At 42.4% G+C, this 23,887-nt stretch carries 20 protein-coding genes; 5 read left to right on the top strand and 15 right to left on the bottom strand.

Translation table 11 applies throughout. The annotated features are described in order from the left end of the window. Nucleotides 1-27: 27 nt before the first annotated feature. A complete protein-coding gene (locus N482_RS05800; RefSeq protein WP_063376158.1) occupies nucleotides 28-564 on the top strand; it encodes a hypothetical protein in 537 nt (178 codons plus the stop codon). After that, nucleotides 554-1,420 (top strand): TIGR03899 family protein, encoded by an 867-nt coding sequence (locus N482_RS05795; protein WP_063376157.1) that lies wholly within the window; start codon nucleotides 554-556, stop codon nucleotides 1,418-1,420. The genes N482_RS05800 and N482_RS05795 overlap by 11 nt, the downstream gene beginning before the upstream one ends. A gap of 61 nt (nucleotides 1,421-1,481) precedes the next feature. Here the strand turns inward: N482_RS05795 and N482_RS05790 are convergent, their stop codons facing one another. From N482_RS05790 to N482_RS05740, 11 genes are all read right to left on the bottom strand, one after another. Next, nucleotides 1,482-2,243 carry a TIGR04219 family outer membrane beta-barrel protein gene (locus tag N482_RS05790; protein WP_063376156.1) on the bottom strand — a complete coding sequence of 254 codons (762 nt, stop codon included), beginning with the start codon at nucleotides 2,241-2,243 and terminating at the stop codon, nucleotides 1,482-1,484. A gap of 4 nt (nucleotides 2,244-2,247) precedes the next feature. After that, nucleotides 2,248-3,234, bottom strand: a complete 987-nt coding sequence (locus N482_RS05785; protein ID WP_063376155.1) for a DUF2333 family protein — start codon at nucleotides 3,232-3,234, stop codon at nucleotides 2,248-2,250. Between the two features lie 8 nt (nucleotides 3,235-3,242). Continuing rightward, nucleotides 3,243-3,758 carry a copper chaperone PCu(A)C gene (locus tag N482_RS05780; RefSeq protein ID WP_063376154.1) on the bottom strand — a complete coding sequence of 172 codons (516 nt, stop codon included), beginning with the start codon at nucleotides 3,756-3,758 and terminating at the stop codon, nucleotides 3,243-3,245. Between the two features lie 116 nt (nucleotides 3,759-3,874). Further along, nucleotides 3,875-4,198: a hypothetical protein gene (locus N482_RS05775; protein WP_063376153.1), complete on the bottom strand. Its 324-nt coding sequence runs from the start codon at nucleotides 4,196-4,198 to the stop codon at nucleotides 3,875-3,877. 8 nt (nucleotides 4,199-4,206) lie between these two features. Further along, nucleotides 4,207-4,407, bottom strand: coding sequence for a PspC domain-containing protein (locus N482_RS05770; protein WP_063376152.1), 201 nt, complete (start codon nucleotides 4,405-4,407; stop codon nucleotides 4,207-4,209). An 8-nt stretch (nucleotides 4,408-4,415) separates the two neighbouring features. Next, on the bottom strand, nucleotides 4,416-5,102 hold the full coding sequence (locus N482_RS05765; protein WP_063376151.1) for a PspA/IM30 family protein: 687 nt from the start codon (nucleotides 5,100-5,102) through the stop codon (nucleotides 4,416-4,418). A 168-nt stretch (nucleotides 5,103-5,270) separates the two neighbouring features. Then, nucleotides 5,271-6,293: a tRNA dihydrouridine(20/20a) synthase DusA gene (gene dusA, locus N482_RS05760; RefSeq protein WP_063376150.1), complete on the bottom strand. Its 1,023-nt coding sequence runs from the start codon at nucleotides 6,291-6,293 to the stop codon at nucleotides 5,271-5,273. A gap of 420 nt (nucleotides 6,294-6,713) precedes the next feature. Next, the gene (locus N482_RS05755; protein WP_063376149.1) at nucleotides 6,714-7,265 is read right to left on the bottom strand and encodes a hypothetical protein; all 552 of its coding nucleotides are present in this window, start codon (nucleotides 7,263-7,265) and stop codon (nucleotides 6,714-6,716) included. A gap of 42 nt (nucleotides 7,266-7,307) precedes the next feature. Continuing rightward, a complete protein-coding gene (locus N482_RS05750) occupies nucleotides 7,308-7,535 on the bottom strand; it encodes a hypothetical protein (RefSeq protein ID WP_063376148.1) in 228 nt (75 codons plus the stop codon). A gap of 341 nt (nucleotides 7,536-7,876) precedes the next feature. After that, nucleotides 7,877-8,893, bottom strand: coding sequence for a UDP-glucose 4-epimerase GalE (gene galE, locus N482_RS05745; RefSeq protein WP_063376147.1), 1,017 nt, complete (start codon nucleotides 8,891-8,893; stop codon nucleotides 7,877-7,879). Between the two features lie 71 nt (nucleotides 8,894-8,964). After that, entirely contained in the window at nucleotides 8,965-9,828 is an 864-nt protein-coding gene (locus tag N482_RS05740; protein WP_231100802.1) for a hypothetical protein, read from the bottom strand. Between the two features lie 265 nt (nucleotides 9,829-10,093). Between N482_RS05740 and N482_RS05735 the strand changes: the two genes are divergently transcribed. The 3 genes from N482_RS05735 to yjjG all read left to right on the top strand — a co-directional run bounded on the left by N482_RS05735 (nucleotide 10,094) and on the right by yjjG (nucleotide 12,257). Beyond that, nucleotides 10,094-10,993: a phosphoribulokinase gene (locus N482_RS05735; protein ID WP_063376146.1), complete on the top strand. Its 900-nt coding sequence runs from the start codon at nucleotides 10,094-10,096 to the stop codon at nucleotides 10,991-10,993. 62 nt (nucleotides 10,994-11,055) lie between these two features. Next, on the top strand, nucleotides 11,056-11,586 hold the full coding sequence (yjjX, locus tag N482_RS05730; RefSeq protein ID WP_063376145.1) for an inosine/xanthosine triphosphatase: 531 nt from the start codon (nucleotides 11,056-11,058) through the stop codon (nucleotides 11,584-11,586). Continuing rightward, nucleotides 11,583-12,257, top strand: a complete 675-nt coding sequence (gene yjjG / locus N482_RS05725; RefSeq protein WP_063376144.1) for a pyrimidine 5'-nucleotidase — start codon at nucleotides 11,583-11,585, stop codon at nucleotides 12,255-12,257. The genes yjjX and yjjG overlap by 4 nt, the downstream gene beginning before the upstream one ends. A 19-nt stretch (nucleotides 12,258-12,276) precedes the next feature. Here yjjG and rlmB read toward each other — a convergent pair whose 3' ends face one another. The 4 genes from rlmB to N482_RS05705 all read right to left on the bottom strand — a co-directional run. Beyond that, on the bottom strand, nucleotides 12,277-13,014 hold the full coding sequence (gene rlmB, locus N482_RS05720) for a 23S rRNA (guanosine(2251)-2'-O)-methyltransferase RlmB (protein WP_063376143.1): 738 nt from the start codon (nucleotides 13,012-13,014) through the stop codon (nucleotides 12,277-12,279). Nucleotides 13,015-13,017: 3 nt separating this feature from the next. Next, nucleotides 13,018-15,507 carry a ribonuclease R gene (gene rnr / locus N482_RS05715; RefSeq protein WP_063376142.1) on the bottom strand — a complete coding sequence of 830 codons (2,490 nt, stop codon included), beginning with the start codon at nucleotides 15,505-15,507 and terminating at the stop codon, nucleotides 13,018-13,020. Between the two features lie 161 nt (nucleotides 15,508-15,668). After that, a complete protein-coding gene (locus tag N482_RS05710) occupies nucleotides 15,669-19,748 on the bottom strand; it encodes an OmpA family protein (RefSeq protein WP_063376141.1) in 4,080 nt (1,359 codons plus the stop codon). Then, nucleotides 19,741-23,887, bottom strand: a 4,147-nt coding sequence (locus tag N482_RS05705) for an SdrD B-like domain-containing protein (protein ID WP_196765319.1), incomplete at its 5' end; no start/stop codon positions are given. The genes N482_RS05710 and N482_RS05705, both read right to left, overlap by 8 nt.

Genomic DNA, 23,887 nt, shown 5'->3' with positions numbered 1-23,887 from the left:
TACAAATAAAACAACAAGGATGGGGTTTTGCAGTTACTTAAGACGGCCTTAAAGTTAGTGGCTTTTGCTATACTTTTCATGCTACTAACCATCAATACTCTGCCAACTACCTACCATATATCAATCACGGCACCGCTTGCCGAACACTCGCCACAGAATAGTGAATTCATGCTATCAACTAAACGCTGGGTACAGGCAATTCATGTTTTGCAACCTAGTAATATCAACTTGATGTCTCTTGAAAACAGCGAGAATGTTGGCGGTTTTGTAGCATTCGAACATGCTAGAGGAAAAGTTGACGCAACCCTAGTTTCACGACAAAAAAGAGAAGTTCAATTTCATCTGCGTTTTAACGAGGAACACCAAGCAAGGTTGCAAATTGCATTGCAACCAAAGATGAATCAAGTCAATATTAGTGTAAATGGCGAAGTACTCACTCCTATTATGGGGAGTTTAATCGCACTAATTACAAAACATTATTTGACACAAATACTGCAAACCGCAACAAACGAAATGATGTCTGAACTCAGGTTACAACAGGTAAAACCTAACAATGACCATTAAAAATGCGCAAGCAAGATCTAGTTTAGCCCTCTTGATTGAAGAAAAGTTAGGCTATGCCATGACAAAACAGGTAAAACCTATTTCGTCTGGAGGCCGATACTCTGCAAGCACACCACAGAATAGCTTTTTCGTACAAAGTGATCACGGAACATTGAAAAGAGCTTTGAAACGAGGTCAATTACAGCGCATACAACGACAACAAAATATTGAAAGCATAATGGGCATGTCTTTATCTCTATGTCCAGATGTTACCAGTCGAGGCAGACCAGATCCTGATTGGCTGGAACATTTCATAACGCTCGCAGAAGACATAGCAAACCAGACCATGCAAAAGTTGTGGGCAAAGATATTGGTTGGTGAGTCAATAGCACCAGGTACGTTTTCAATAAAATGCCTACAAACACTTAAGTTAATGACACAAAGAGAAGCCGAAGCATTGCAAAAGTGCGCCTCCCTATGTGGATACTTGGAAAAAGAAGACAGTTATCTGATTATTCTCGGATTCTACAAAAAGCCTTCCATATTAGATTTATTGCGCAAAGGAAGTACCGAAACCATAAACTTATCGCAAGCAGGCCTGAGCTTCCCACAGATCCTGACCCTCATGGATATAAACTTGATGTACAGACAAGAGATTGAATCTGCAAGTTTACAAAAAGGGCAATCGTTAACGCTCATCTACCAAAATAAACGTATTAACTTTGAAGCGAAAAGTAATGATCTTGTGCTTAGCTACTACAAATTAACCCAAACTGGCGATGAACTAAAGAAATTGATTAATACGCCTTTGAACAAAGCATATAAACAACTCCTCAGCAAAACCCTAGAAGAAGAATTTAGTTTGACCTGGGAGTAAGAAGTTAAGTGTCGACCTCAACTTATCACCTAATGATGAGGTCAACAACCATACGCTTAAATTAGAAGTGTACTTGTAATCCAGCAAATGGACCTGAAGCATCGATATCAGAATCAAAATCATCGATGTCATCAATTTCTAATACAAGTGAGCGATAGCCCGCTCTGATAGCAACATCAACCGCTAAGTTATCGATAAACTCCCAAGCTATGCCAACTTGATAATCTTGGATTTTACTGTCGTCAATTGCCAATAAACTTCCTTCAGCAAATACACTCAGGCCAGTTAAAGGCAACCCTACTTCCGCTCTTAAATAACCAAGTGGCACGAACCCAGAAAAATCAACAGTTTCAGTTACCTGAGTACCATTCACTTCACCGGTCACGGTAACATCTGCATCAAACTGCTTGGCATTAATACCAAAGTCAAACGAAATTAAGTCATTGTCAAATAGCTCATAATACAAGATATAGTCAATGTGAGTTAGGTCCGCAACCGTGTTTGCTGTAGTACCGACGGTGAAGTTGCTACCACCAAACTCAAATGTGTCAGACAACGTCGTATTACCAGTCAGTTCTAATTCAGTGTACTTTAACTTTACATTGGGTACTAAAGGAACTGGGTGTTCCAATGAAGCGTATAAACTTGTGTATGTTTCATCTTCAAAGTTAAACTCCTGCAGGTTGCCTTTTTCTGCAAAGCTACCTTCAGGTTCACTTTGCCAGCCTTCGGCTCCCAAATACAAACCTAACAAAGTATCAGCATGTGCTGCAGGAGTAAGGCAAGCCAAAGACAACGCTGCCGCTAAACAATACTTTTTCATTTTTTTATCCTTGCGCTAAAAGTTCACTGAGTTCTATAAGAGCGGCATTCGCTCTTGAGATATAATTAGCCATCACTAAAGAGTGATTAGCAACAAAACCAAATCCACTACCATTTAAAATCATCGGGCTCCATACAGTTTCCTGGGTTGCTTCAAGCTCGCGAATAATTTGCTGTAAACTAACTTTAGCATTCTTCTTTTCCAAAACATCAGAAAAGTCATGCTCTGCAGCTTTTAAAAAGTGTATAAGCGCCCAAGTTGCACCTCGAGACTCATAAAAAACATCGTCAATCTGCCACCATGAGGTTTTAACTACCGTTTGCTCCATACCTGACGTTGCTTGCAAAGCGGCCGAATCACCCGCCAGATCGGTATTTATTCTTTCCTGCCCAACACTGGCACTTAAGCGCTGACTCAAACTTCCAAGCCTCTTTTCCGCTTCTTTCAACCAACCTCTTAAATTGTCAGCTCGTGCATAAAACTGGCTTCCTATTTCAGCTTGACTCGCAATCTGGTCTTGATAATCTCTCAAATAATCAATACCAACTTGATATTCACCTTCAGCACTTGGCAAAATCCAAGCTGTTGAGCTAATATTAAATTTCGGCTGAGCCTTCTTCAAACTCGGATGTTCTGTCGACTGTGATTGTGAACGGCTGAAGTCCTTACGCATAGACAGTGCCAAATCACGAGACATTTCTAAAACACCAAATTCCCATGCAGGCATATTATCCATAATTACGCTAGGTGGTAATACATCATTTGATAAGTACCCACCTGGTTTATCTAATAACGTTTGCATCACTTCAATTAAAGTGTTGGTTGTCACATAACCCTTTACGAGTTTCGCATTTTGCGCTTGTGCTTGTGATTTAGCTCGTTCAACGACATCAAACTGTTTTGGCTCAAAACTCCAGTACACTGCAAGTATGTATCCTAAAAACAGTACTCCTGCCAGCGCAGCAAATATCCTGCCTTTATGTTCGTTCATCCTAGCTCCTAATGATGATGGTGTGACTCAGAAGAAAATGCATCTTTTAAAGAAACCACTTTTATTTTGTTTTCAACTTTCTCACCATCTGAAAAATATAGTGTGAGATTACGGGTTTCGCCTACTTTTAACTTCACTTTTGGCTCAAACGCCATCAAATGATAGCCACCTGGTTTAAACTCCACTTGGCCATTTGCTGGTACAACTAAGTTCTTTACCGGCTGCATTTTCATCATACCGTTACTATGTATATGTTCATGAATTTCAACACGACCTAACCCTTCAATTTTAGCTTTTACAATCGTAATCGGCTTTTTCGTTTTATTATCTAGAGTCAAGTAACCTGCTGTTGATTTCGCTGCAGGTAAAAACGCTCGGATCTTTGCGTTTGAAACCTGAAGGCTTGCTGAATTATGGCTTGCATGTTGATGTGTACTGTGCTGATGGCCATCATGTTGATGGTTGTGCGCAGTGCTATAACTAGAGAATGAAAGAAGCGAAATGAGTGCAACAGTTCTAAGCATGATAGGATTCCTATAATTCTGACTAAACCAGTATTGAATACGCTTAGTATACCGTTGTTACGAGCTGAATTCACAGCAAAATACGTACTTCCTCCGCTTCGTTTCATTGTCTAATTTTAACAAAGAGACCACTCGTCACTTATCAACCAAGCAAATAAAATCAGTAAGCAAAGTGGCAGTGCGATTATTACCGAGCCAAAAAGAAGTGCTAACACTAGCCCAATGAGCACCACTAACCCCACACCCAGCATCCCTATACTGAGCAGCGCAACAAAAGCAAAAAACACCAGGATCAAAGCTAAAAAACCACCTATCTCCATATCAACCCAACTCATTTCATAAACAAAGTCAGGCATGCTCAGAAGCGCAATTGGGGCCGATAGCCAAGAAATTGCCGATAAAGCCAGTAATAAAAATACTATAGCCACTGCTGCTTTCATAACACCTCCTATTTGTCTTCCGACATGCATAACCATGCAATCCCATAGCCGATGATGCATGGCCAAGTAAATTTCATGGCGAGTAAAATGACTAAAACACGTACCAACCATACAGGTAAGTCTAACCGCTTAGCGAGCAGAATACAGACACCAGCGATCTTTTTCTTCGATACATTTTTATCTTGAGACTGATATAATTCTGAGTTCATATTGCCTCCTAATTGGCTGTAGATTTTTGTGATGAGTTCGAAGAAATTTTCCTTTTTAGCGACTGCAACATTAATTCAACGTTTTCACTTTTGAGCAATTCATTAAATGCGTGTTGTGTTTTGCGTCGTTGAGTATCCGCACTGTACTCGTCCTTTGATTCTGCTTTTGTCAGCTTGCGCTCAAGCGTTTCGAATTGTGCGTAAAGACTCTGGACTGCAGGATTGTTGAGTATTTCTTTAATTTTGAGCCTTGCCGATAAAGCATCTTCTCTTATAGATTGATGCTCATCGCTACCTATTAGGCTTCTTATTTTGTTTTTCAGGGTTGTAATATCACTTTCAACGTTTTCAAGAGCGCGACAAACTTCATCCAAGTCTGTATGCGATCGCTCAATTGAGTGCGCACATTTGTGCTTTTCTTCTAGTGCAGCTCTAGCCAAATCGTCTCTTTCTTTTTCGACTGCGTACTGAGCTTTTTCATACCAATCTTGCATTTTGTCTGTATTGATATGAATTTGGCGTTGCAACATCTTCTTTTCGCAAATTAATTTTGCAGCTAACTCTCTGCTCGAAGTCAGAGCTTCTTGTAGCGCTCGATATGATGCTTGGGGAGTATTAATAGGACGCTCTGAGTTGTCCAAAAGTGCATTGAATTCTGATTTTATAAAATCTTCGATACGATTAATTAAAGCCATAACATGTTCCTTTAAGACATATAATGGCTTTACAGTTCCAATCATTGTGCCAAAATTAAAAACCCATACAATTCAGCACCTTACAATAAAAACAGCAAACATCTGATACATTAAGCAACGAATTTTTAGTGAAATTGGCTAAAAAGTAGGTTATTAATCAACCTTAATTTATTTATTCTCAGGTACAAAAGTCAGCGCTTTTTCCATTACGCTAATATCTGCATCTTTTTTATGTCCATTCTCAGACAAGTGACGTCTAAACCCTCTAGCACCAGGCTGATTTTGAAATATCCCTAACATATGTCGTGCGATATGCCAGAAATTTGCACCTCGGCTCATTTCCTTTTCGAAGTAATCGTACATGCTTCGTACTATTTCATGTCGAGTAAGATTAAATGGCGTAGCGCCAAATAGCTTTTCGTCTACTTGAGAGAGTAAAAACGGATTGCTGTATGCTTCACGCCCAATCATAACACCATCAATGTGTGTTAAATGGTGTTGACACTCTTCCAGCGTTTTTACCCCACCGTTAATACTAATATGAAGATGAGGGAAATCTTGTTTAAGTTTATAAACTCGCGGGTAATCAAGAGGTGGGATCTCACGGTTTTCTTTTGGACTCAAGCCTTGAAGCCACGCTTTTCGAGCATGAATAATGAAGTCGTCACACCCAATCTCATGTGAAGCCTCAATTAAATCCGTCAAAAACTCATATGAGTCCTGCTCATCAATGCCAATTCTGGTCTTTACTGTAACAGGTACAGTTACCTCGGTCTTCATTGCAGCAAGACAATCGGCAACTAATTTGGGTTCAGCCATAAGACAAGCACCAAAACGGCCATTCTGAACGCGATCTGACGGGCAACCTACGTTCAAATTAACTTCGTTATACCCGTATTCTTGAGCACGCTTGGCACATTCAGCCAACGCTTTAGGGTCTGAGCCTCCAAGCTGCAAAGCTACCGGCATTTCATGCTCTCCGAAAGCAAGGTAATCACCTTTACCGTAGATGATTGCACCGGTTGTAATCATTTCTGTGTACAGCACTGCGTGTTTGCTTAACTGACGGTGAAAAGTTCTACAATGTCGGTCCGTCCAATCCAACATAGGTGCAACGGAGAAACGACGAAATGCCGAATCGTTTGTACTCACAGGGTTAGCATTTGATTTGTCTAAGTTTTCTATACTCATTACTTCGCCATAAATTCGCTTTTTGCTACATTTTTCTTTGTAGAGTGCCTCAAGAGGACCCCTAATTGCGTCGGACAAATATTAAAAGGAGCTAACAGCATTGCGTTTTACACCATCATAAAACCATAGCTGAGAGACCCGCCATAAATGTCGTATACGAGCAAAATCTAATGGAAAGATTATACACAATGAAAGCTAAACGTTCAGTAAAAGAGTCAAAGTAAGAAAGTGAATATAGGTAATACCATTGTGAGTTAAAACAGGACCATTTTGCTAGTTTAAGATTCGGTAATAGTAGCAGAACAATCTGCTGTTAGTGAAAAGCCATTTGTATCAGTTTAAGCGTTTTTTGTACGCGTCAAAACAGTGTGTGCTCTTTATAAAAAGGCCGCACATCTAGGCTCTAATTATTTGATAAGTCTAAGCTTCATCACTTTTTCTTAAACTCATTACTTGACTCAATGGATATTTGGCAACAACAACCAAAGTAATCAAGTTACCAGTTACAGAAATAACTCTATAAAGTGGTGATAAGCCATTGAAATCTAAATACCCACGCGCAACCAATTGAATTAAATTAGCAGTCATTATGAGCACAATAATATACATGCAGTTCAGTGCAGCTCTAGAAAAAGTGCAATGACGAATGCTATGCAGCAAATATAGAATCACCGCTAGGGACGCAAAAGTTGCAATTTGCACACAATAAAACAGTTGTCTTAGTTTCATTTTTTCAAGTTCGAGAGACAATAAAATTTCAGTCAGGCCTGCACCAATAAAATGAAAGGTCAGTACACAAAGAGCGGTCAAAAAACATGAATGAAGTTCGTGGTCTTTAATTGTTTTAAGGCTATCTCTTCCACCGAAAAACAAATGGAACTTTAACTTCCAAAATTTTACGATCAGAAATGCAAATACAAACACTTCCAGCCCTATAATTCCCCAGTTAATTACTGCTAACAATTCATTCATGTTATTCCTTCAGCGCGATGTAATTTTAATTGCTTGATTTGGTTAATTACGCCAAAGTAAAGCCATCGCCATAGGAGGCTCCTGTCCTCCACCGTTACCCCCATACCCTCTTTCAAGCATCATAAGTTGACGACTAGTAAGAGTGCGAATGCTCTTTTTCCGACCTTCACTGTTTTGCATTTTTATACTCGAAGAAGAAGCAGTATTTTCAATTTGTGGTGTGTTGCCACCATCAGGTATTTGCATAAACTTATTTTTTTTCAATAACATATAACCTATCCTTATGAATTTTTTAATAGTCTACAGCAAAATTGTTGCATCAAAGTTAACTCATTTTACTGCTGAGTTCAATCCAGCATGTATTTGAAATAGACAGATTAATGATAAGTGATGAACTGAAAAGTAGAAAGGGGAATTATTGTGCTTTATCGTAATAATGAATAAATTTTGAGAGGCACAACACAGTTTTTCATTGCCAATAACTGAATCAAACCAAAAAATAAAACTGCAGCATGCAAATCTCGCAATTAAAAAAGCATCGCAATTAATCTATTTCGCGATGCTGTTCCATCAGCCCTCAGAGTTGAGACTCATTAGTACAGTTAGTTAATTTACAGCCTATAACCTTGTGGATTGTTTTTCTGCCAATTCCACGAATCAGTCATCATTTCGCCTATGCCTCTTATCGCTTTCCAACCAAGCTCTTGATGGGCTTTTTCAGGGTCCGCATAGCATGCTGCAATATCCCCTTCTCTGCGAGGTTTAATCTGATATGGTACAGCTTCTTGCGAGGCTTCTTCGAAGGCTTTTACCATTTCCAAGACTGAGTACCCATTCCCAGTACCGAGATTATAAATGTGCACCCCATTGTCTGCTGCAATTTTTAACATCGCTTTAAGGTGACCTAAGGCTAAATCTACAACGTGAATATAGTCACGCACACCGGTACCGTCCGGTGTGTCATAATCATTGCCGAACACACCTAAGCTGGTTAATTTACCCACAGCTACCTGAGTTATGTAAGGTAATAAGTTATTTGGAATGCCATTGGGATCTTCTCCAATTAATCCTGAAATATGTGCGCCCACAGGGTTAAAGTAGCGCAAGATAGCAATGGACCAGCGAGGATCTGACTGAGCTAAGTCCTTAAGAACTAGCTCCACCATCAATTTAGACGTGCCGTAAGGGTTTGTTGTTACACCCGTGGGAAAGTCTTCTCGAATAGGTAGGCTGGCTGGATCACCATACACAGTTGCCGATGAGCTAAAGACAATTTTAAATACATTAGCAGCACGCATGGCATCCAATAACGTTAAGGTACCTTGTACATTATTTTGATAGTACTCAATAGGTTTTAAAACAGACTCGCCAACTGCTTTCAATCCCGCAAAATGAATTACTTGCTCAATATTGTGCTTTTCAAAGACAAAGTCGACAAACTCTCTATCTAAGATATCTCCTTGGTAAAACGTTACCTGCTTTCCCGTTATCTCAGAAACTCTCTCAAGTGCAATTTCAGAAGAATTAGCCAAGTTATCAATTACTATGACTTCATCTCCCTGCATTAACAGCTCGACAACGGTGTGAGACCCAATATAGCCCGCGCCGCCAGTTACCAAAACAGCCATATTTTATTACCTATATCAATAATTTAAATTCGTTACCATTTAGCTGACCGCCCTTTAAGTTCAGTAAACTATCACTCACTACAAACAAAAGCCAGTGCTTCGTGATTATAACTTAACCGCGTGATATTTGTTGAGCAATAATCCTGAAGATCTTTCCACAAAACCACTTTTTTTGGCATGGCGAAGTTTCGTGTAAAAACTCGATTTCCAACAGCGTAGGCAATGGTATTGTCATCAAACCACGTATAATCCTTAACTTTAGCAGGCAAGGCAAAGTGTTTTTTTACCGATTTTAACTGTTCTGAGTACGTTGCAAACCAATGCATATTGTTTTCTGTATAGGTAAAACTGTAAACGTCAGCCGTACGGTTATATGCAAGACTTCTACCGATATCTTTTGCTATTAATTTAGGCAAATGACCAGTGATATCCGTAAACTGTAAGGTATGCGGCGTGCCTAGAATAAACATCATCACGTCTCTATTTTTCCCCCACACATGGTAACCAACGGGTTCAATATGCTCGAAAATACGTGATGGCGGCACACTTTTGTCATTTGGATAGAACCAGAGTTTCTGCTCCCCCGATGGCTCAACCACAATTGCAGAAACACCATTATCATGAGGGTAAATTGTGGGTGAGTATTCAGATACGGGAGTGTTCGTTATGTTCGAGTGCTTGTCATTTGCAAAGTTATAAAAGAAAAGATCGGTCTGTGTCCCAGATCCAGACTTCAACTCTTTGGTATAAAACAAACCTTGGTGAGTAAGCAATGGTTGATTGTGATAAGCATCTGAGCCCGTTACAGGCTTTACAAAGAACCCTTCTTTAGATTCCTTAGCCAACCAAATTTGGCTCTTTGGCATTGAAGCCTGCGTGCCCAACACGGTCATCAAACAGCTAATGCTTAGCACCTTGAGAACTTTTTTTATCATTGGTGAGTCCTTTTTTATTTTTGATCTTACCTAGGCAAAAGCATAAATCCAATGATTTGTACGTCCCTTTTAGTAATTTGAGTTGAAAAACGTAATCAAGGGCTTTTTCAAAGCGCTTGCGAATTTCTCCTCTTCCAGTAACATCGAAAGGCAATGGTTGTGTGACAACAGCGATTCACACGCCCCTCATGCACCCGGATATGTATTTAGAGAATGTATATAACTACCTAAAGTAGAGCCATTTTTGATAAATTTTGAGGTTTCGATGTCACAACAACACCCCATAATAGCGATTACAGGCAGTTCTGGCGCGGGCACAACCACCACAACAAATGCTATAAAACACATATTTCGAAGTCTTGATGCTAAAGCAGCATTTGTAGAAGGGGACAGCTTTCATCGCTATACTCGACCAGAAATGGATAAGCTAAAACGAGAAGCGCTGCAAGAAGGCAAACATCTTAGCTATTTTGGTCAGCAAGCCAATGATTTTGAGGCCTTAGAATCGTTGTTCTCTAGTTACGGACAAACTGGAAATGGGAGAATACGTAAGTACTTACATACATTTGATGACGCGGTTCCTTACAATCAATTACCAGGAACCTTTACGCCGTATCAGGATCTAGAGCAAAATACAGATATGCTTTTCTATGAGGGGTTACATGGAGGTGTTGTGTCAGAGGAACATAATGTTGCCAAACATGTCGATCTGCTTATTGGCATGGTACCTATTATTAATTTGGAGTGGATCCAAAAGTTAATTCGCGACACCCATGAAAGAGGCCACTCAAGAGAAGCGGTTATGACATCTATCGTCAGGAGTATGGACGATTATATCAATCATATTACCCCACAGTTTTCTCGCACACATATCAATTTTCAGCGAGTGCCAACTGTTGATACATCAAATCCATTTAGCGCCAAAGACATTCCATCATTGGATGAAAGCTTTGTAGTAATTCGCTTTAGAGGCATCGACGATGTGGACTTTCCTTATTATTTGCAAATGATTGAAGGGAGTTTCATGTCTAGGGTTAACACCCTTGTGGTACCCGGAGGAAAAATGGGCCTCGCAATGGAATTAGTGTTAACACCGCTGATTAAAGATCTACTCATTAAAAAACGCGCTTATGAAAACTTGGCCCCCACAGATTTACTAATATAATTTGCGTATTCATTACAGAGGTCAGTACACTAGCGACTAAATTAGAAATATAAGAAGACGCTATGATTAGGGTGCTTGTAGGTTCAAAAAACCCAGTAAAAATAAACGCTGCTAAAACCATATTCGAACGCTACTTCCCCACCAGCGAAATTCAATGTGAAGGTCTACATGCACCAAGTGGTGTTGCAGATCAACCTCTTGGCGAAGCTGATACACTTGCAGGGGCCAAAAACCGGGTATCATATCTAAAAGCTAACCACTTTGCCGACTACTATTGTGCTATGGAAGGCGGCGCAGCTAAATTCGATTATGGTGCAGCCACATTCGCATTTGTAGTGATTGCCAATCACGAGCAGTCGATTGTCGGGCGCAGCTGCAACTTACCACTGCCCAATAAAATCTATGATGCGCTTGAACAAGGTGAAGAGTTAGGTAATGTCATGGACCGTGTTTTTAACACTACCAATATCAAACAAAAAGGTGGGGCAATTGGGTTATTAACAAATAATTTAGCAACGCGAGAGAGCTCATATACACAAGCGCTCACACTTGCAATGGCCCCCTTTATACATCAAGAATTATACAAATCATGAAATACACACATATTTTATTTGATGCAGATGAAACATTGTTTCATTTCGATGCATATTTGGGACTTAAAACTCTCTTTGCTGAGTATGATGTTGAATTCAGCCACACGGACTTCAATGAATACCAGAAAGTAAACGCGCCCTTATGGCTTCTGTATCAAGAAGGGAAAATTGACGCACATACCTTACAGGTTACACGTTTTACAGCATGGGGAGATAAACTCTCAATATCACCCGAAACCCTAAATATCGGCTTTTTAAATTCAATGGCACAGATCTGCACACCACTTCCAGGCGCAGAGTCTCTGTTAAAAGCATTAAACCCAAACACCTCTATGAGTATCATTACAAATGGTTTTAGCGCTCTGCAACAGAAGCGATTGAACAAGACAGGTTTCAGTCATTTCTTTGATCAAGTAGTGATCTCCGAGCTGGTAGGCGTAGCTAAACCAGACCCTCAAGTATTTGAACATACTTTTGATCTACTGGGTAATCCAAATAAAAATCAGGTATTAATGGTGGGAGACACGCCAAAAAGCGATATTCTGGGTGCTAATAGATTTGGTATAGATAGTTGCTGGTTGCAACACGAAGGACAAGTGTGTCCGGAAGATATAAAACCGACTTATCAGGTTAATTCACTGAATGCACTACAGACTCTTCTACTTAGCTAGAGTCTGTAGTATTAATTGTTTAAAGGCTACGTTGACGCAGCACTTCAAACAGACACACACCGGTTGCCACAGATACATTTAAACTAGATACCGTGCCAACCATAGGGATTTTTACTAATAAGTCACAATGCTCTCGGGTTAATCTGCGCATTCCTTCTCCTTCAGCACCCATAACTATAGCAACAGGCCCTTTCAAATCAGACGTAAAGATTTCATTGTCTGTTTCACCAGCAGTACCTACAACCCATACTCCTGCGTCTTTAATTTCACGCAATGTTCTCGCTAAGTTCGTTACTTGAATAAGAGGCACCGTTTCTGCGGCGCCACATGCAACTTTACGTGCTGTACCATTAAGCTTGGCTGATTTATCTTTTGGAACGATCACAGCATGTACGCCTGCTGCATCGGCACTGCGTAAGCATGCACCTAAATTATGAGGGTCAGTTACGCCATCTAACACCAAGAAAAATGGCATACTATTTGCGTCAATAATGGCCTTTAAGTCATTTTCATTCAGAGCTTTTGGCGCCTTAACATTGGCAATAATTCCTTGATGCTGTTCACCTTTAGCCTTATTGTCTAGCGCTTTTCTCTGCATAAACTGCACAGAGATACCAAACTTGCGTGCTTCATTAACCACGGCACTTAAACGCTTATCATCTCGCCCTTTAAGCGCGTAGATTTCTAAAAATCGTTCTGGCTCTTTTGCCAAAATAGCTTCGATAGAATGAAAACCAAAAATTAATTCATTACTCAAAATTTATGCTCCAGCACTGTTCTTTTGTCGCTTACGGGCGTTTTTCCCAGATCGTTTCGCTTTCGTAGACTTCTTTCCTACACTCTTTTTCGTCGCCTTTTTCGCACCTGAGACGCTCGCTTTTTTACTCTTTTTCACCACACCTTTTGGCGTGGTCTTTTTACGTTTTTTCGCTTTTTTACTATCTTTTTCTGCTATTTCTTCCGATTTAGCTGGCTTCTCGTGCGGTATCTTTCCAGCCTTTAACTGAGCACGCACACTGCTATTTGCGGCTTTTTCCGGCTTCTGTTTTTTACGCCTACGCGCATAACGATCTGCCTCTGCTTCGTCCGCTAAAGCAAGGTTAATACGCCTTTCATCTAAACTCACCGACGCCACCACAACACTGAGCTTATCACCTAAGCGGTAAACCGTTTTGCTGTGCTCACCCACTAAGCAATGTTTTGCACCATCAAAATGGAAGTACTCATGACCTAAATTACTGACGTGGATGAGACCATCAATCTGTAATTCATCTAGGCGTACAAATAGCCCAAAATTGGTTACCGACGAAATCACCCCAGAGAATTCGTTACCGACATGATCTTGCATAAACTCGCATTTAAGCCAATCTGCCACTTCGCGAGTTGCATCATCGGCGCGACGTTCTGTCATAGAGCATTGCTCACCCAACTGATCGGCTTCATCATCAGAATAGACGTAAGCACCAGAGACTTGCAGCCCTTGCTGCGCTAAAATGCCCTTAATTGCACGATGCACAACCAGATCTGGGTAACGTCTAATTGGCGAGGTAAAGTGAGCATACGCTTTTAACGCCAATCCATAGTGGCCAATATTATCGGGTTGATAGACGGCCTGTTTCATTGAGCGTAATAGCATGGTTTGGATCAGTTCGGTTTCTGGACGCTCACCCAGTGCATTTAATGCTTCGGTAAGTTCCAGCGGTGTCGGCTCATGACCTATTATGCTCTCAATTCCTAAGTCTTGTAAAAACTGTCTGAAGTGGCTCAATTTTTCAGGGTCTGGTTCATCATGAACGCGATATAAGCTGCTTGCTTCATGTTTTTCCAACAATCTTGCCGCAGACACATTGGCCAATATCATGCATTCTTCAATCAGCTTATGCGCATCATTACGCACCACTGGGACGATAGACTCTATTTTGCGATAGGCGTTAAATACAAAACGCGTTTCCAATGTTTCAAACTCAATGGCACCACGTACTTGACGCGCTGATTTCAGCGCCATGTACATATTGTGCAATTCGGTCAGGTGCGGTACCACCTCAGCATATTCACTTCGAAGCTTCTCGTCACCTTGCAAAATATGATGCACTTTGGTGTATGTCATCCGTGCATGCGAGTTCATAACCGCTTCGTAAAAGCGATAACCGGATAAACGTCCTGCCTCTGACACCGTCATCTCTGCCACCATACAGAGTCTATCTACCTTTGGATTCAATGAGCACAGCCCATTTGAAAGTACCTTTGGTAACATAGGCACCACTTGCTCAGGAAAATATACTGAGTTACCACGCTCAATCGCCTCTTTATCGAGTGGGCTATTCTTCTCCACATAGTGAGATACATCCGCAATCGCAACCCACAGACGCCAACCACCAGCACGTTTGCGCTCACAGTAAACCGCATCATCAAAGTCACGGGCATCTTCACCATCAATCGTCAGCAGAGGTAGGTGGCGTAGATCAATACGCCCCTCTTTATCACGTTCACACACTTGTTCGCCGTGTTTACTGACTTGCTCTTCCACAGCTTGTGGCCAGATATGAGGAATATCATGGTTTCTCAGTGCTACCTCGATTTCCATGCCTGGTGCCATATGATCGCCAATCACATCCGTCACTTTACCCACTGCATTCATTTGTTTACTTGGACGCTGGGTAATTTGTACTTGGACCATTTGATTATGACGAGCACCTTTTTCACCGCCCGGCAAAATAACGATATCTTGCGTGATACGCGGATCTTCAGGCACCACAACCGCCATGCCGTGCTCTACAAAGTAGCGCCCAATAATCGGAGCCCGTTCGCCCTCTAAAACCCTGACAATACGTGCTTCTACTTTACCACCTGAGCCGCGGCTAGCTGCTTTGGCAAAAACTAGATCGCCATGAAGCACTTTGTCCATTTGATGGCGCGTGATGAACCAATCTTTTTTCTCACCTTCCACTTCCAAAAAGCCAAAGCCATCCCGGTGTCCAATCACTTTGCCTTTGACAAGACCGTCATCACAGGGAATGACGTAACACTTAAACTTATTAAAATGCAGCTGACCATCACGCTCCATCGCTCGTAACCGCCTTTTAAAGGCAATCTGTCTTTCTTCATCAAACACATTAAGTGCCTGACATAGCTGACTAAAGCTGGTCTTTTTGGTGCTGGCTTTGATATGTTCAAGTATGTATTCACGGCTAGGTACCGGATTATCGTATTTTTCTTGTTCTCTTGAGAGATAGGGATCCTGCTTTGGCATGCATTATCTGTGTAAAGGAGTTATAGCTTTATTCTAACGCAAAACAGCATAATGACCTAACCCCATAAAGCGCCATTTTTAAGATTAAAAGTTTATAAAAGGCACCGGATAACTGCACATTTTGTCACCCAATGCCCAAGGGAGATCCTTTCCAAGCCCACTTAAAACTTGCCGACCAAGTTCAAGAACCAGCCTTTAGAGTCGTAATCTAAATCAGTCAAATCATCCGAGAAGCTCGTGAAGTTGTAACCTACTCCTAACTTCATATGCGTCCCTACGTGACGGTGAACAGCCAAAAGCGCGCCAGAACGGTTATCTTGCGCAAGATCCACAGACAAGTTTCGCCATTCTAAAGTTGCATCCCAATTGTGTATCATATGGTAATCCACACGCAGCACGCTGAGCATCGCTGCTGAGTCCACCCAGCTTCCAGTGTCCCGTCCCATCCTGATCTCGCCTACTCGCTGCGCCAGCTTACTACCCAGCTTCCAGCGCTCAGTGAGCCGATAGTCCACATCAAGCATCCACACCTTGCTGCGTTGTTGTGGTGTATTATCCAAGCCTACTCCGCTGAGCTGAGAAACAGGCGCTAAATCCTCTAGGTAAGTAAAACTCGCAATACCTGACCACGGGCTCGCGGCAATGGGTCGATATGCGACGCCAAACTGCGCTTCGGTAAAATCACTGTTTAACGCCCCTCGCGGCTGACTATCTGCTATTGAACTGTCACTTTGAGCCCAATCTAGCCTCAGTTGCGCACGCCAGTCTGTATTGATCTTGGCTTGGATATTTTGTCTAGTAAGCCAAGCCGTTCGGGTTTCAATACTATTTTCATCTTCTCGATACTCTAAAGCACCGCGCCATTGCCAAGTCTCATTCTGAAATCCAATAGAAAAGGTGGTGGCATCTCGCTCAATGATGTCTTCTCCCTGCTCTAATTTTCCTTGCTCTAACCCAAGACCAGCCTGCCAACCGGCTAAAAAACGATGCTCTACACCATAGGCATGCGTCAGCCCTGTTTTTCTGGCGTCTTGCTGCCAGATCTGTTCGGCATAGACACTAGTTGCCGAGTTGAATCGATGCCTCGAACCTGTCACCCAATTCTTTTGTTTGCCATTGGAGAATAAATCCCCTCCATCTGGATCAACTCGATAATCTAGATACAGGTTGCTGTCGTCTTGATAGTGCCAAGTAGCGCCAAGCTTTCCTGCCTCACCCAAGTTCCCATCAGATAACTCAGAATTAAGTTCAACCTTATCAGCAACTTGAAATTCAGCACCTAAACCCACTCGATTATTGGCTACACGCGCTTGAACGCGCTCCACAGTGCCTTGTATATAGGCATACGGCTGCCAATATTCAGATCCGCTAAAATCAATTTGCATAACGGCGTCCGTGCGTCCGCCTTCTTCCGTCTGAATAGGTTTCGCAATCTCAGTAGATCTTATTGGGAGCTTCCTGTTTTCATGACGAACACCCATACTCACCTTCCAGTCGCGGTTTAACTGATAGATATAGCCAACTTCAGCTGCCTGTCGGCGCTGCTGAGTTTTAGCATCTTGTACATCGACCTTCAAATTTAGTGCATGACTTTCATTGATTTGCCACTCCCAAAAAGTGCCAAATGTCTGGGTATCTACAGGGCTTACCTGGCCTGTAGAATTAAACCCCATAGCAGCTTGTTGCCAATAGAACTGTCCCCATCCCTGTTCATTGAAGCCAATATCAGAAAACTCAAATGCACTTTCTATACGCTTCGCATTGGCCTTTACCCCGTGATCAGCGGATTGTAGTGACTCAAAGTTGATCCCGCCATTAAAAGAGCTTTGAACATCACTGATGCCTTCGGTTTGTGCTAATTCCACTTTTACGTAAGCGCTGTCGCTCGCACGATATGTCGCATCGAGTGCTACTAACGTATCATCGAATGTTGCCTGCTCTTGATGGCTGAGGGTAGCCCCCAGTTGGAACTTATCATTGAGCCAGTGGCTCAATCTTGCACCATAGGTCAGGTTATCTAACTTATCAATACCTGGAGTGTACTCATATTGAGCAACCAAATAGACGGGGTTACTGTCTAAACTAGCTGTGCGTACAAGTAAATCATCTTGCTCAAACGATGACAGCGGTCGATTTAATAAAACTCGCCCTTGCAACGCGTCGATGTCGTAATCTTGTCCCGGTGATAAACGTCTTCTGACTAACACCAACCCTGTCACTTTATCTCGAACTTCAATTGCGACCTGCTCAGATCCCTGAACAATATCTTGATGTTGTAAATAATAGAGTGAACCGCCCGTCGAACGATGCGACTCATAAGCCGCTAGCGTGTTTGCTTGCGCAGCGAAAACTTGAGCCTGCGTTTGACCATCACCGTCTAAATTCAGTGCCTCACTGATATATTTAGCTTGCAGACCATATAAACCACGCTCCACTCGAGCCAGCTCTGTATCGCTTATTCTAGTATGAAAGTTACCCCATAAAATATGCGATTGGGCCTTTTCTACTTTTAAATATACCTTCCCGTTACTCGGCGCATCATCTGTCACAGCAGAGTCATCGCCATACTCTGTAGGGTGTTGCTCTTCTTCTAAGCGACGGAACAAACTTTTGGGATCTTTCTCATGAAGCCCAGAGAGGAGTTTATTGAGCGGTTGTTCTTGCGTATCAATACGTGCGGTTACTTGATACTCATCTTGCCATTTCCCAGTCACGTAACCACTTAAGCGGCCTTCAGCAAACAAGTTACCATCGCGGTTATGTTCACTACTTAAAAGTGATACGGGACCATTGTGACTGTTTTGACCTAGTGTCAAATCCGCCATTGCAACGTAAAACCAATCGCTTTGCGGCAGTGCTAGGTCACGATGAATTAAGTGACCCTGCCCTTGGTTATCTAACAAAGCAACTTCCGCTCGATGAAATCCGCTTGCAACGATTTGCTGGTGGACAAACTTACGCTCACGATTTACGGCAACAACCCGACCTAAAAAATAAACACGATGATGTAAAGGCACTTGTTGACCATACAAGGTCAATGTTCCACCCTGTAGCTTGATGTTTTGTTTGGCCAGCATAGACTGCCCAAACCCCGCCATCAAATAGCCTTCTAGCTTGCCTTTTTCAATAGCAAATCGCGGTCTGAAATCTGCTTGCACAAGGCTAGTTTCATCAAACCGACCTTGCTTGTCATAGACTCTAAAACGATATTTCAGGCTCATACCGAGCAAGTTACTCGGCAGGCGCCAGCGTCCAGATAACTCTTCATCTAAGGCCACTTTTGCCAACACCTTTTTGCTATTTGGCGCTAAAATTTGAACTTCCGCATAATCAAAAAAGCTGTGATAGTTACTATAGCCCTTAAGGTTTAACATCAAGGTGTTACCGGACTTGGTCAACGCGTGTTGAATGTTGAGCTTGGGTAACGCGTTGAGTGGGTCATACTTTAACTGCAAGTTAAAATCAGCGAGGTTTATATCAGCACAACGCTGACTATCTGCATTGTTTACGCTGTCTTTTGGGCTAAATGCTTTACCGTCTAGCGTAATACTCAACGGTCCTCTATTAGCAATGTTGCCGTTACATACATTGTCACGTACAGGAGGCGCAATAACATGTGCTTCTGAGATCGTTCTCATTTCAGTATATACAGCAATAACTTCAACACGACGGTTTCTCGCCATACCATCAAGTGTCGCATTGCTAGCGATAGGCTCTAAGTCAGAACGCCCCTCGGTAGTTGTTACCGAGTTGTTCAGTCCTAGTTGTTCACGAAAATATGCCGCAACGATTTTTGCTCGATGTTCTGATAACCCTTGGTTTGTCTTATAAATCTTGCGAGCATTCGCACTTAAACGCTGTGAATCGGCATGGCCAATAAAGTGCAGCCTAATATCTTGCTTACCACGTAATAAACTAACAATGCGATCCATCTCTAATTTTGTAGTACCAGTAAGATAATGTTTACCCGAGACAAAACGAATTGCTGAGTCTTCGATAAACTCGGCAGATTTCTGGTCTTTTACTACACGGCTAACATCGACTTGTTTAGCCTGTGGTTCACTCAGGCCACTAAATACAAAATGCTTTTGTACAAGTACTTTTTCGGTATTGACCTGCGCGTTAAAGACACTCATTCTCTCCTCAGGTAGAGGTGGCGTCATCGCATAGCTTGCAAGCGGCGTAGCACTAGCTAGGCCGCACAGAATCGTCAGAGGAGATAAAGCGAAGCGGTTAATCACTGCTCACTCCTGCCTGCTTTTTAGCAGGAAGTGCTGGTATATAAAATGGGATCATTTCCGTTTCTAAAGTAATTGGCAATGCGTACTGAGCAGCTTGCTCTTGTAGCCAAGTAATTAAAGTTTCAAGTTTTTGTTCGGCTGCTGTCGACTGTTCTTGCTCTGAGAGCTGGTAGGCAACACGTAATATTGTTGGAGTTTGGTCAAGCGCCTGCATTAATTGCAGCATTTGCTGCTGATACTCTACTTGAATATCTGAGTTGCTAAATAACTGCTTGGTTACTTCAATTCGCGCCACCCTGTGAATACTTGCAGCAAAATCAAGTTGTTGTGATTTACCGCGAGTTAAACGTACTACTCTTGGGTTTTCAGTGATAACACGATAACCAGAAGGTAAACTGCGCTCATCCAATTTCACGATAAAATTACTGCCACGCACAGAGTGTGGGATATCGGCACAAGCTAAATGATAACGGCCATATTGATCTGTGGTGATCCAAAGACCTTGAGCAGTTGCCAAACGTACAGCAGGTAAACCTTGTTCATCAGAATCTTGTATCCCATTACGGTTGCTGTCATCAAATACCTGACCTGTGAGGTCACTACAATCGAAGATAGGATCTGGTACTACCTGTACCGCGGCCGTACCGATATTAGAAATTCGATTGCCGGACCCTGATTGATATAATCCACCAACAAACTCCACCCATGCCTGATTAATATATTTGCCTTCGCTCACGCCACTACCCACCACCGCGAGTAACTCAATACTAACCACTTGTTGCGGATGCAAAGATTTACCACGCCAACTCAACTGTCGGCCGTTTAACACAGGTTCTTGAGGCAACCCATCTACCTTGGCACTACCCGCAACATATTTAAGGCCTGCTGGCAATTGGTCAACAAAAGCCAATGGCGCCAGTGATTGCTCTGATTGATTAGTCAATTTAATACGATACGGAACTAACTCACCAACCACTACATCTTGTTTAAGTGCTTGTTTGCTGACGCTAACAAGGTCATCTCCAAAGGCATCTAGTGGAATATGGTTGTTAACGACATTGCCCGACGGCAGCTTTGGCTCAATATAAAAACGCTGATAGTACTGAGTCGTGTGCATGTCTTGCAGTGCTTGATCAGAATGTTCGGCGCACTGATCAGCATCATGTATTGGTGCATCGAGTGTTGGAACCGTTTCTTCTGCGTATATTGTTATTGGCAGATCCCGAGCACCTACTCGCAGTGTGTTATTACATACAGGTAGTAACTCCGAGCCCTGCGGCTTATAACCGTTAGGAGCAGTAACATGCAATTCGTAAACCCCTGCTGGTGCTTGTGCAAACAATAAAAACTGATAGTAGCCATCATCGCTGGTGGTCTGTTCAACATTCGCCTCTCCACCAACAAGATGGAATTCAGGTTCGAAGCCTTGCGGGCCAGTGATTTTTATTTTCGCGCCAATTATAGGCAGGCGAAGCTTTGAATCGTAAATAACACCTGAAGGGTCAACTGGCAGTGATTGATTTTGTACGTTTTCGCCAGCGCTAACTCGCAAGTTTAAAATCGTGCCTTTTTCCGTACTTGCATCAGGGTCATCAGAAACAGGTAACCCGTAAATTACACCACCTTTAGGATGTCTAAACCTAATTTCATAGGTGCCTACGGGCAGCCCTTGAAAAATGTACTCACCATTTTCATCCGACTGGACGGCTGCAAGCGGTTCAGCATCTAATGGATTACCTTCACCTGTCATTGGATCTGGAAGTAGCTCAACAAGCCAACCACGTTGACCGTTGTTATCGTCTTTCTCTCGGTTGTGATTTTTATCTAACCAGACCAACCCTGAAATGCTGGCAGGATCCATTAACTGTTCACCGAAATTATACGAATGTGCTTTGGTGACATGACGCTCAATGTGGATCTGAGAGATTTGATCTTCACCAAGTACACCGCCAATACTGCCCACGCTGTCTAGCCCGTCTTGAGTGTTTTCTGGTTGAAACTCCGTAATGGTAAAACCGCTTTCTGCTGATAAAGGCAAGTCGACAAATTCATAGCGACCATAAGCATCTGTCAAGATTTCTCGTTTCACAGGCTGATTGTCTAAATCTGCGCCCTCAATCAAAAGCTTGACTGAGCTTAAGCCTATTTCATAGGTGTCTTGCGTGCCGTTATCATTTAAGTCCACATAAACTCTACCGGCTAAATCACTGCCGCGTTCTGCAAAATTGTAACCTGCAGCATGTTGAGCGAGTGCTATTTCAATGCCTGTAAACAGATCTTCACCAATGGTTCCGCCGCCATCACCGAGCTGCTCTTTACCGTCTAACCAAGCTGAAGGCTGAATTTGCTGAATTTGGTAAGTGCCAGGATAAAGAGCACCAAACTCAAAAACCCCGAGCTCATTGGTTAACACTGTGCGTTCTATAATTTCACCGTCAAGAGTGACACCTGATAACGATACCTCTGCGGCGCTCACACGCAATGTCTCATCATTTTCCAAGATGCCGTCTTCGTCGGCATCAACCCAAACAGTTCCTCGCAAGGATGCTTTTGGTAATTCGGCAAAGTCGAAATTGCCATACTGTTTGAGCTCTCTCACAACCCCAATAGCAATTGCGTCAGAACCTTTAGAGTTTGCCAGAACAACCCCACTATTTGACTCTCGCCCATCGAGATATGTGTCCGGCTGTTGCCTTTGAGATACCACATAACCATCAGAATTAGACGGAGGCAACTGAGTAAATAGATATACACCCAATTCATTAGTTAAGGCACTGTGCTCCACCAAGTTGCCACGATGGTCTCGACCGGTCAGTATTATTTCATTGTCAGCTATCGCGTTCTCCGCGACACCTGAGTAAATACCAGAGTCATTAGGGTCAACGAATACACGACCACCAACGGCAATGCCAAACCCTTCGGTAAAGTTCTGTGCGACTAGTTCATCACCTTGCGCTAAAACTAAACCTGAAATCTCATCAGACTGGTTTGATCCTGTTATCAAAGTGCCACTTTGATACTCATATCCGTCAACATAAAACTCTGGTTGTATTTGAGTCAGTGTGTAGCCCTGTTCATCACTTTCAGGGAGCTGTGTAAATTCAAAAAGACCCGCACTATTTGTTGTTATGTTTAATTCTATTTTCTGACCAATAGAATTGCGTCCTGTTAGAGAAATCACACTGCTATTGATAGGCTCATCATGATCAGATAACAAACCATCTTCATTGGTATCTACAAACACAGCACCGCTTATGCTACCTTGATATAACTCGGCAAAGTGATACCCCATCACTTGCTCGTTAGTACCCAACCTCACTGTAAACATATCATTGCTATTGGGGATAACTGTACCGTTTAAAGACTCTTCTCCGTCCTTAAAACCAGCTGGTTGTTGCTGAGTAATTAGATAGCCAGAATCGTTACTTGCAACCAAGTTTGTAAAAGTAAATATCCCCTGATCGTTCGTCAGTGTCTCTACTTGAAGATCATCGCCGTACTTAGTCATACCCGACAGAGTAACGGTGACTCCGGATAGCCCGGTTTCGTCGACAGACCAAATACCATTGGTATTACTATCGGCATAAACAAGCCCCTGGATTTCGCTCCCTGCATGTAACTGCTCAGTAAAAATTGCTTCTTCCGTTTGAAGCATATCCTTAGTTAAGATGAGTTGTATCTCACTTTGAGAGCCAAATTGATCAGGCGTTGCACCTAAATAGTCCTGCCCTTCAAGGTAGTCGGTCGTGCCTTGTGTGATTTTATAGCCTGCTTGATTTGAGGCACGCAGATCTGTGAAATTAAATGCGCCTTTTGCATCTGTTACCATACTGAGCTCAACGACTTCTCCATAGAGATCCAGGCCGCTTAGTTGGATCGCAATGCCTTCTAACGCAAAGTCATTACCGTTAGGGTCGCCATCTTGGTTAATATCAACAAACACTCGACCCGATACTGATTTATCACCTGTGTTAAGTTGTTCAGTAAAGGTAAGCTTTGCCGTGGCTTCTTCATTCAACATCACTTGGATCTCGCTTTGAGAGCCAAATTGATCCGCCGTTGCACCAACGTAATCTTGACCTTCAAGGTAGTTTGTCGTGCCTTGTGTGATCTTATAACCTGCTTGATTTGAGGCACGC

The sequence above is a fragment of the Pseudoalteromonas luteoviolacea NCIMB 1942 genome (assembly GCF_001625595.1).
In the GTDB taxonomy this organism is placed as follows: Bacteria; Pseudomonadota; Gammaproteobacteria; order Enterobacterales; family Alteromonadaceae; genus Pseudoalteromonas; species Pseudoalteromonas luteoviolacea_A.
Note: the sequence above shows the minus strand (reverse complement) of the source record. Positions and strands in the feature narration are given on the sequence as shown.

Coding starts and splice junctions, on each gene's coding strand:
- N482_RS05795 (WP_063376157.1), top strand. CDS start 554: ATGACCATTAAAAATGCGCAAGCAAGATCTAGTTTAGCCCTCTTGATT.
- N482_RS05790 (WP_063376156.1), bottom strand. CDS start 2,243: ATGAAAAAGTATTGTTTAGCGGCAGCGTTGTCTTTGGCTTGCCTTACT.
- N482_RS05785 (WP_063376155.1), bottom strand. CDS start 3,234: ATGAACGAACATAAAGGCAGGATATTTGCTGCGCTGGCAGGAGTACTG.
- N482_RS05780 (WP_063376154.1), bottom strand. CDS start 3,758: ATGCTTAGAACTGTTGCACTCATTTCGCTTCTTTCATTCTCTAGTTAT.
- N482_RS05775 (WP_063376153.1), bottom strand. CDS start 4,198: ATGAAAGCAGCAGTGGCTATAGTATTTTTATTACTGGCTTTATCGGCA.
- N482_RS05770 (WP_063376152.1), bottom strand. CDS start 4,407: ATGAACTCAGAATTATATCAGTCTCAAGATAAAAATGTATCGAAGAAA.
- N482_RS05765 (WP_063376151.1), bottom strand. CDS start 5,102: ATGGCTTTAATTAATCGTATCGAAGATTTTATAAAATCAGAATTCAAT.
- dusA (WP_063376150.1), bottom strand. CDS start 6,293: ATGAGTATAGAAAACTTAGACAAATCAAATGCTAACCCTGTGAGTACA.
- N482_RS05755 (WP_063376149.1), bottom strand. CDS start 7,265: ATGAATGAATTGTTAGCAGTAATTAACTGGGGAATTATAGGGCTGGAA.
- N482_RS05750 (WP_063376148.1), bottom strand. CDS start 7,535: ATGTTATTGAAAAAAAATAAGTTTATGCAAATACCTGATGGTGGCAAC.
- galE (WP_063376147.1), bottom strand. CDS start 8,893: ATGGCTGTTTTGGTAACTGGCGGCGCGGGCTATATTGGGTCTCACACC.
- N482_RS05740 (WP_231100802.1), bottom strand. CDS start 9,828: ATGATAAAAAAAGTTCTCAAGGTGCTAAGCATTAGCTGTTTGATGACC.
- N482_RS05735 (WP_063376146.1), top strand. CDS start 10,094: ATGTCACAACAACACCCCATAATAGCGATTACAGGCAGTTCTGGCGCG.
- yjjX (WP_063376145.1), top strand. CDS start 11,056: ATGATTAGGGTGCTTGTAGGTTCAAAAAACCCAGTAAAAATAAACGCT.
- yjjG (WP_063376144.1), top strand. CDS start 11,583: ATGAAATACACACATATTTTATTTGATGCAGATGAAACATTGTTTCAT.
- rnr (WP_063376142.1), bottom strand. CDS start 15,507: ATGCCAAAGCAGGATCCCTATCTCTCAAGAGAACAAGAAAAATACGAT.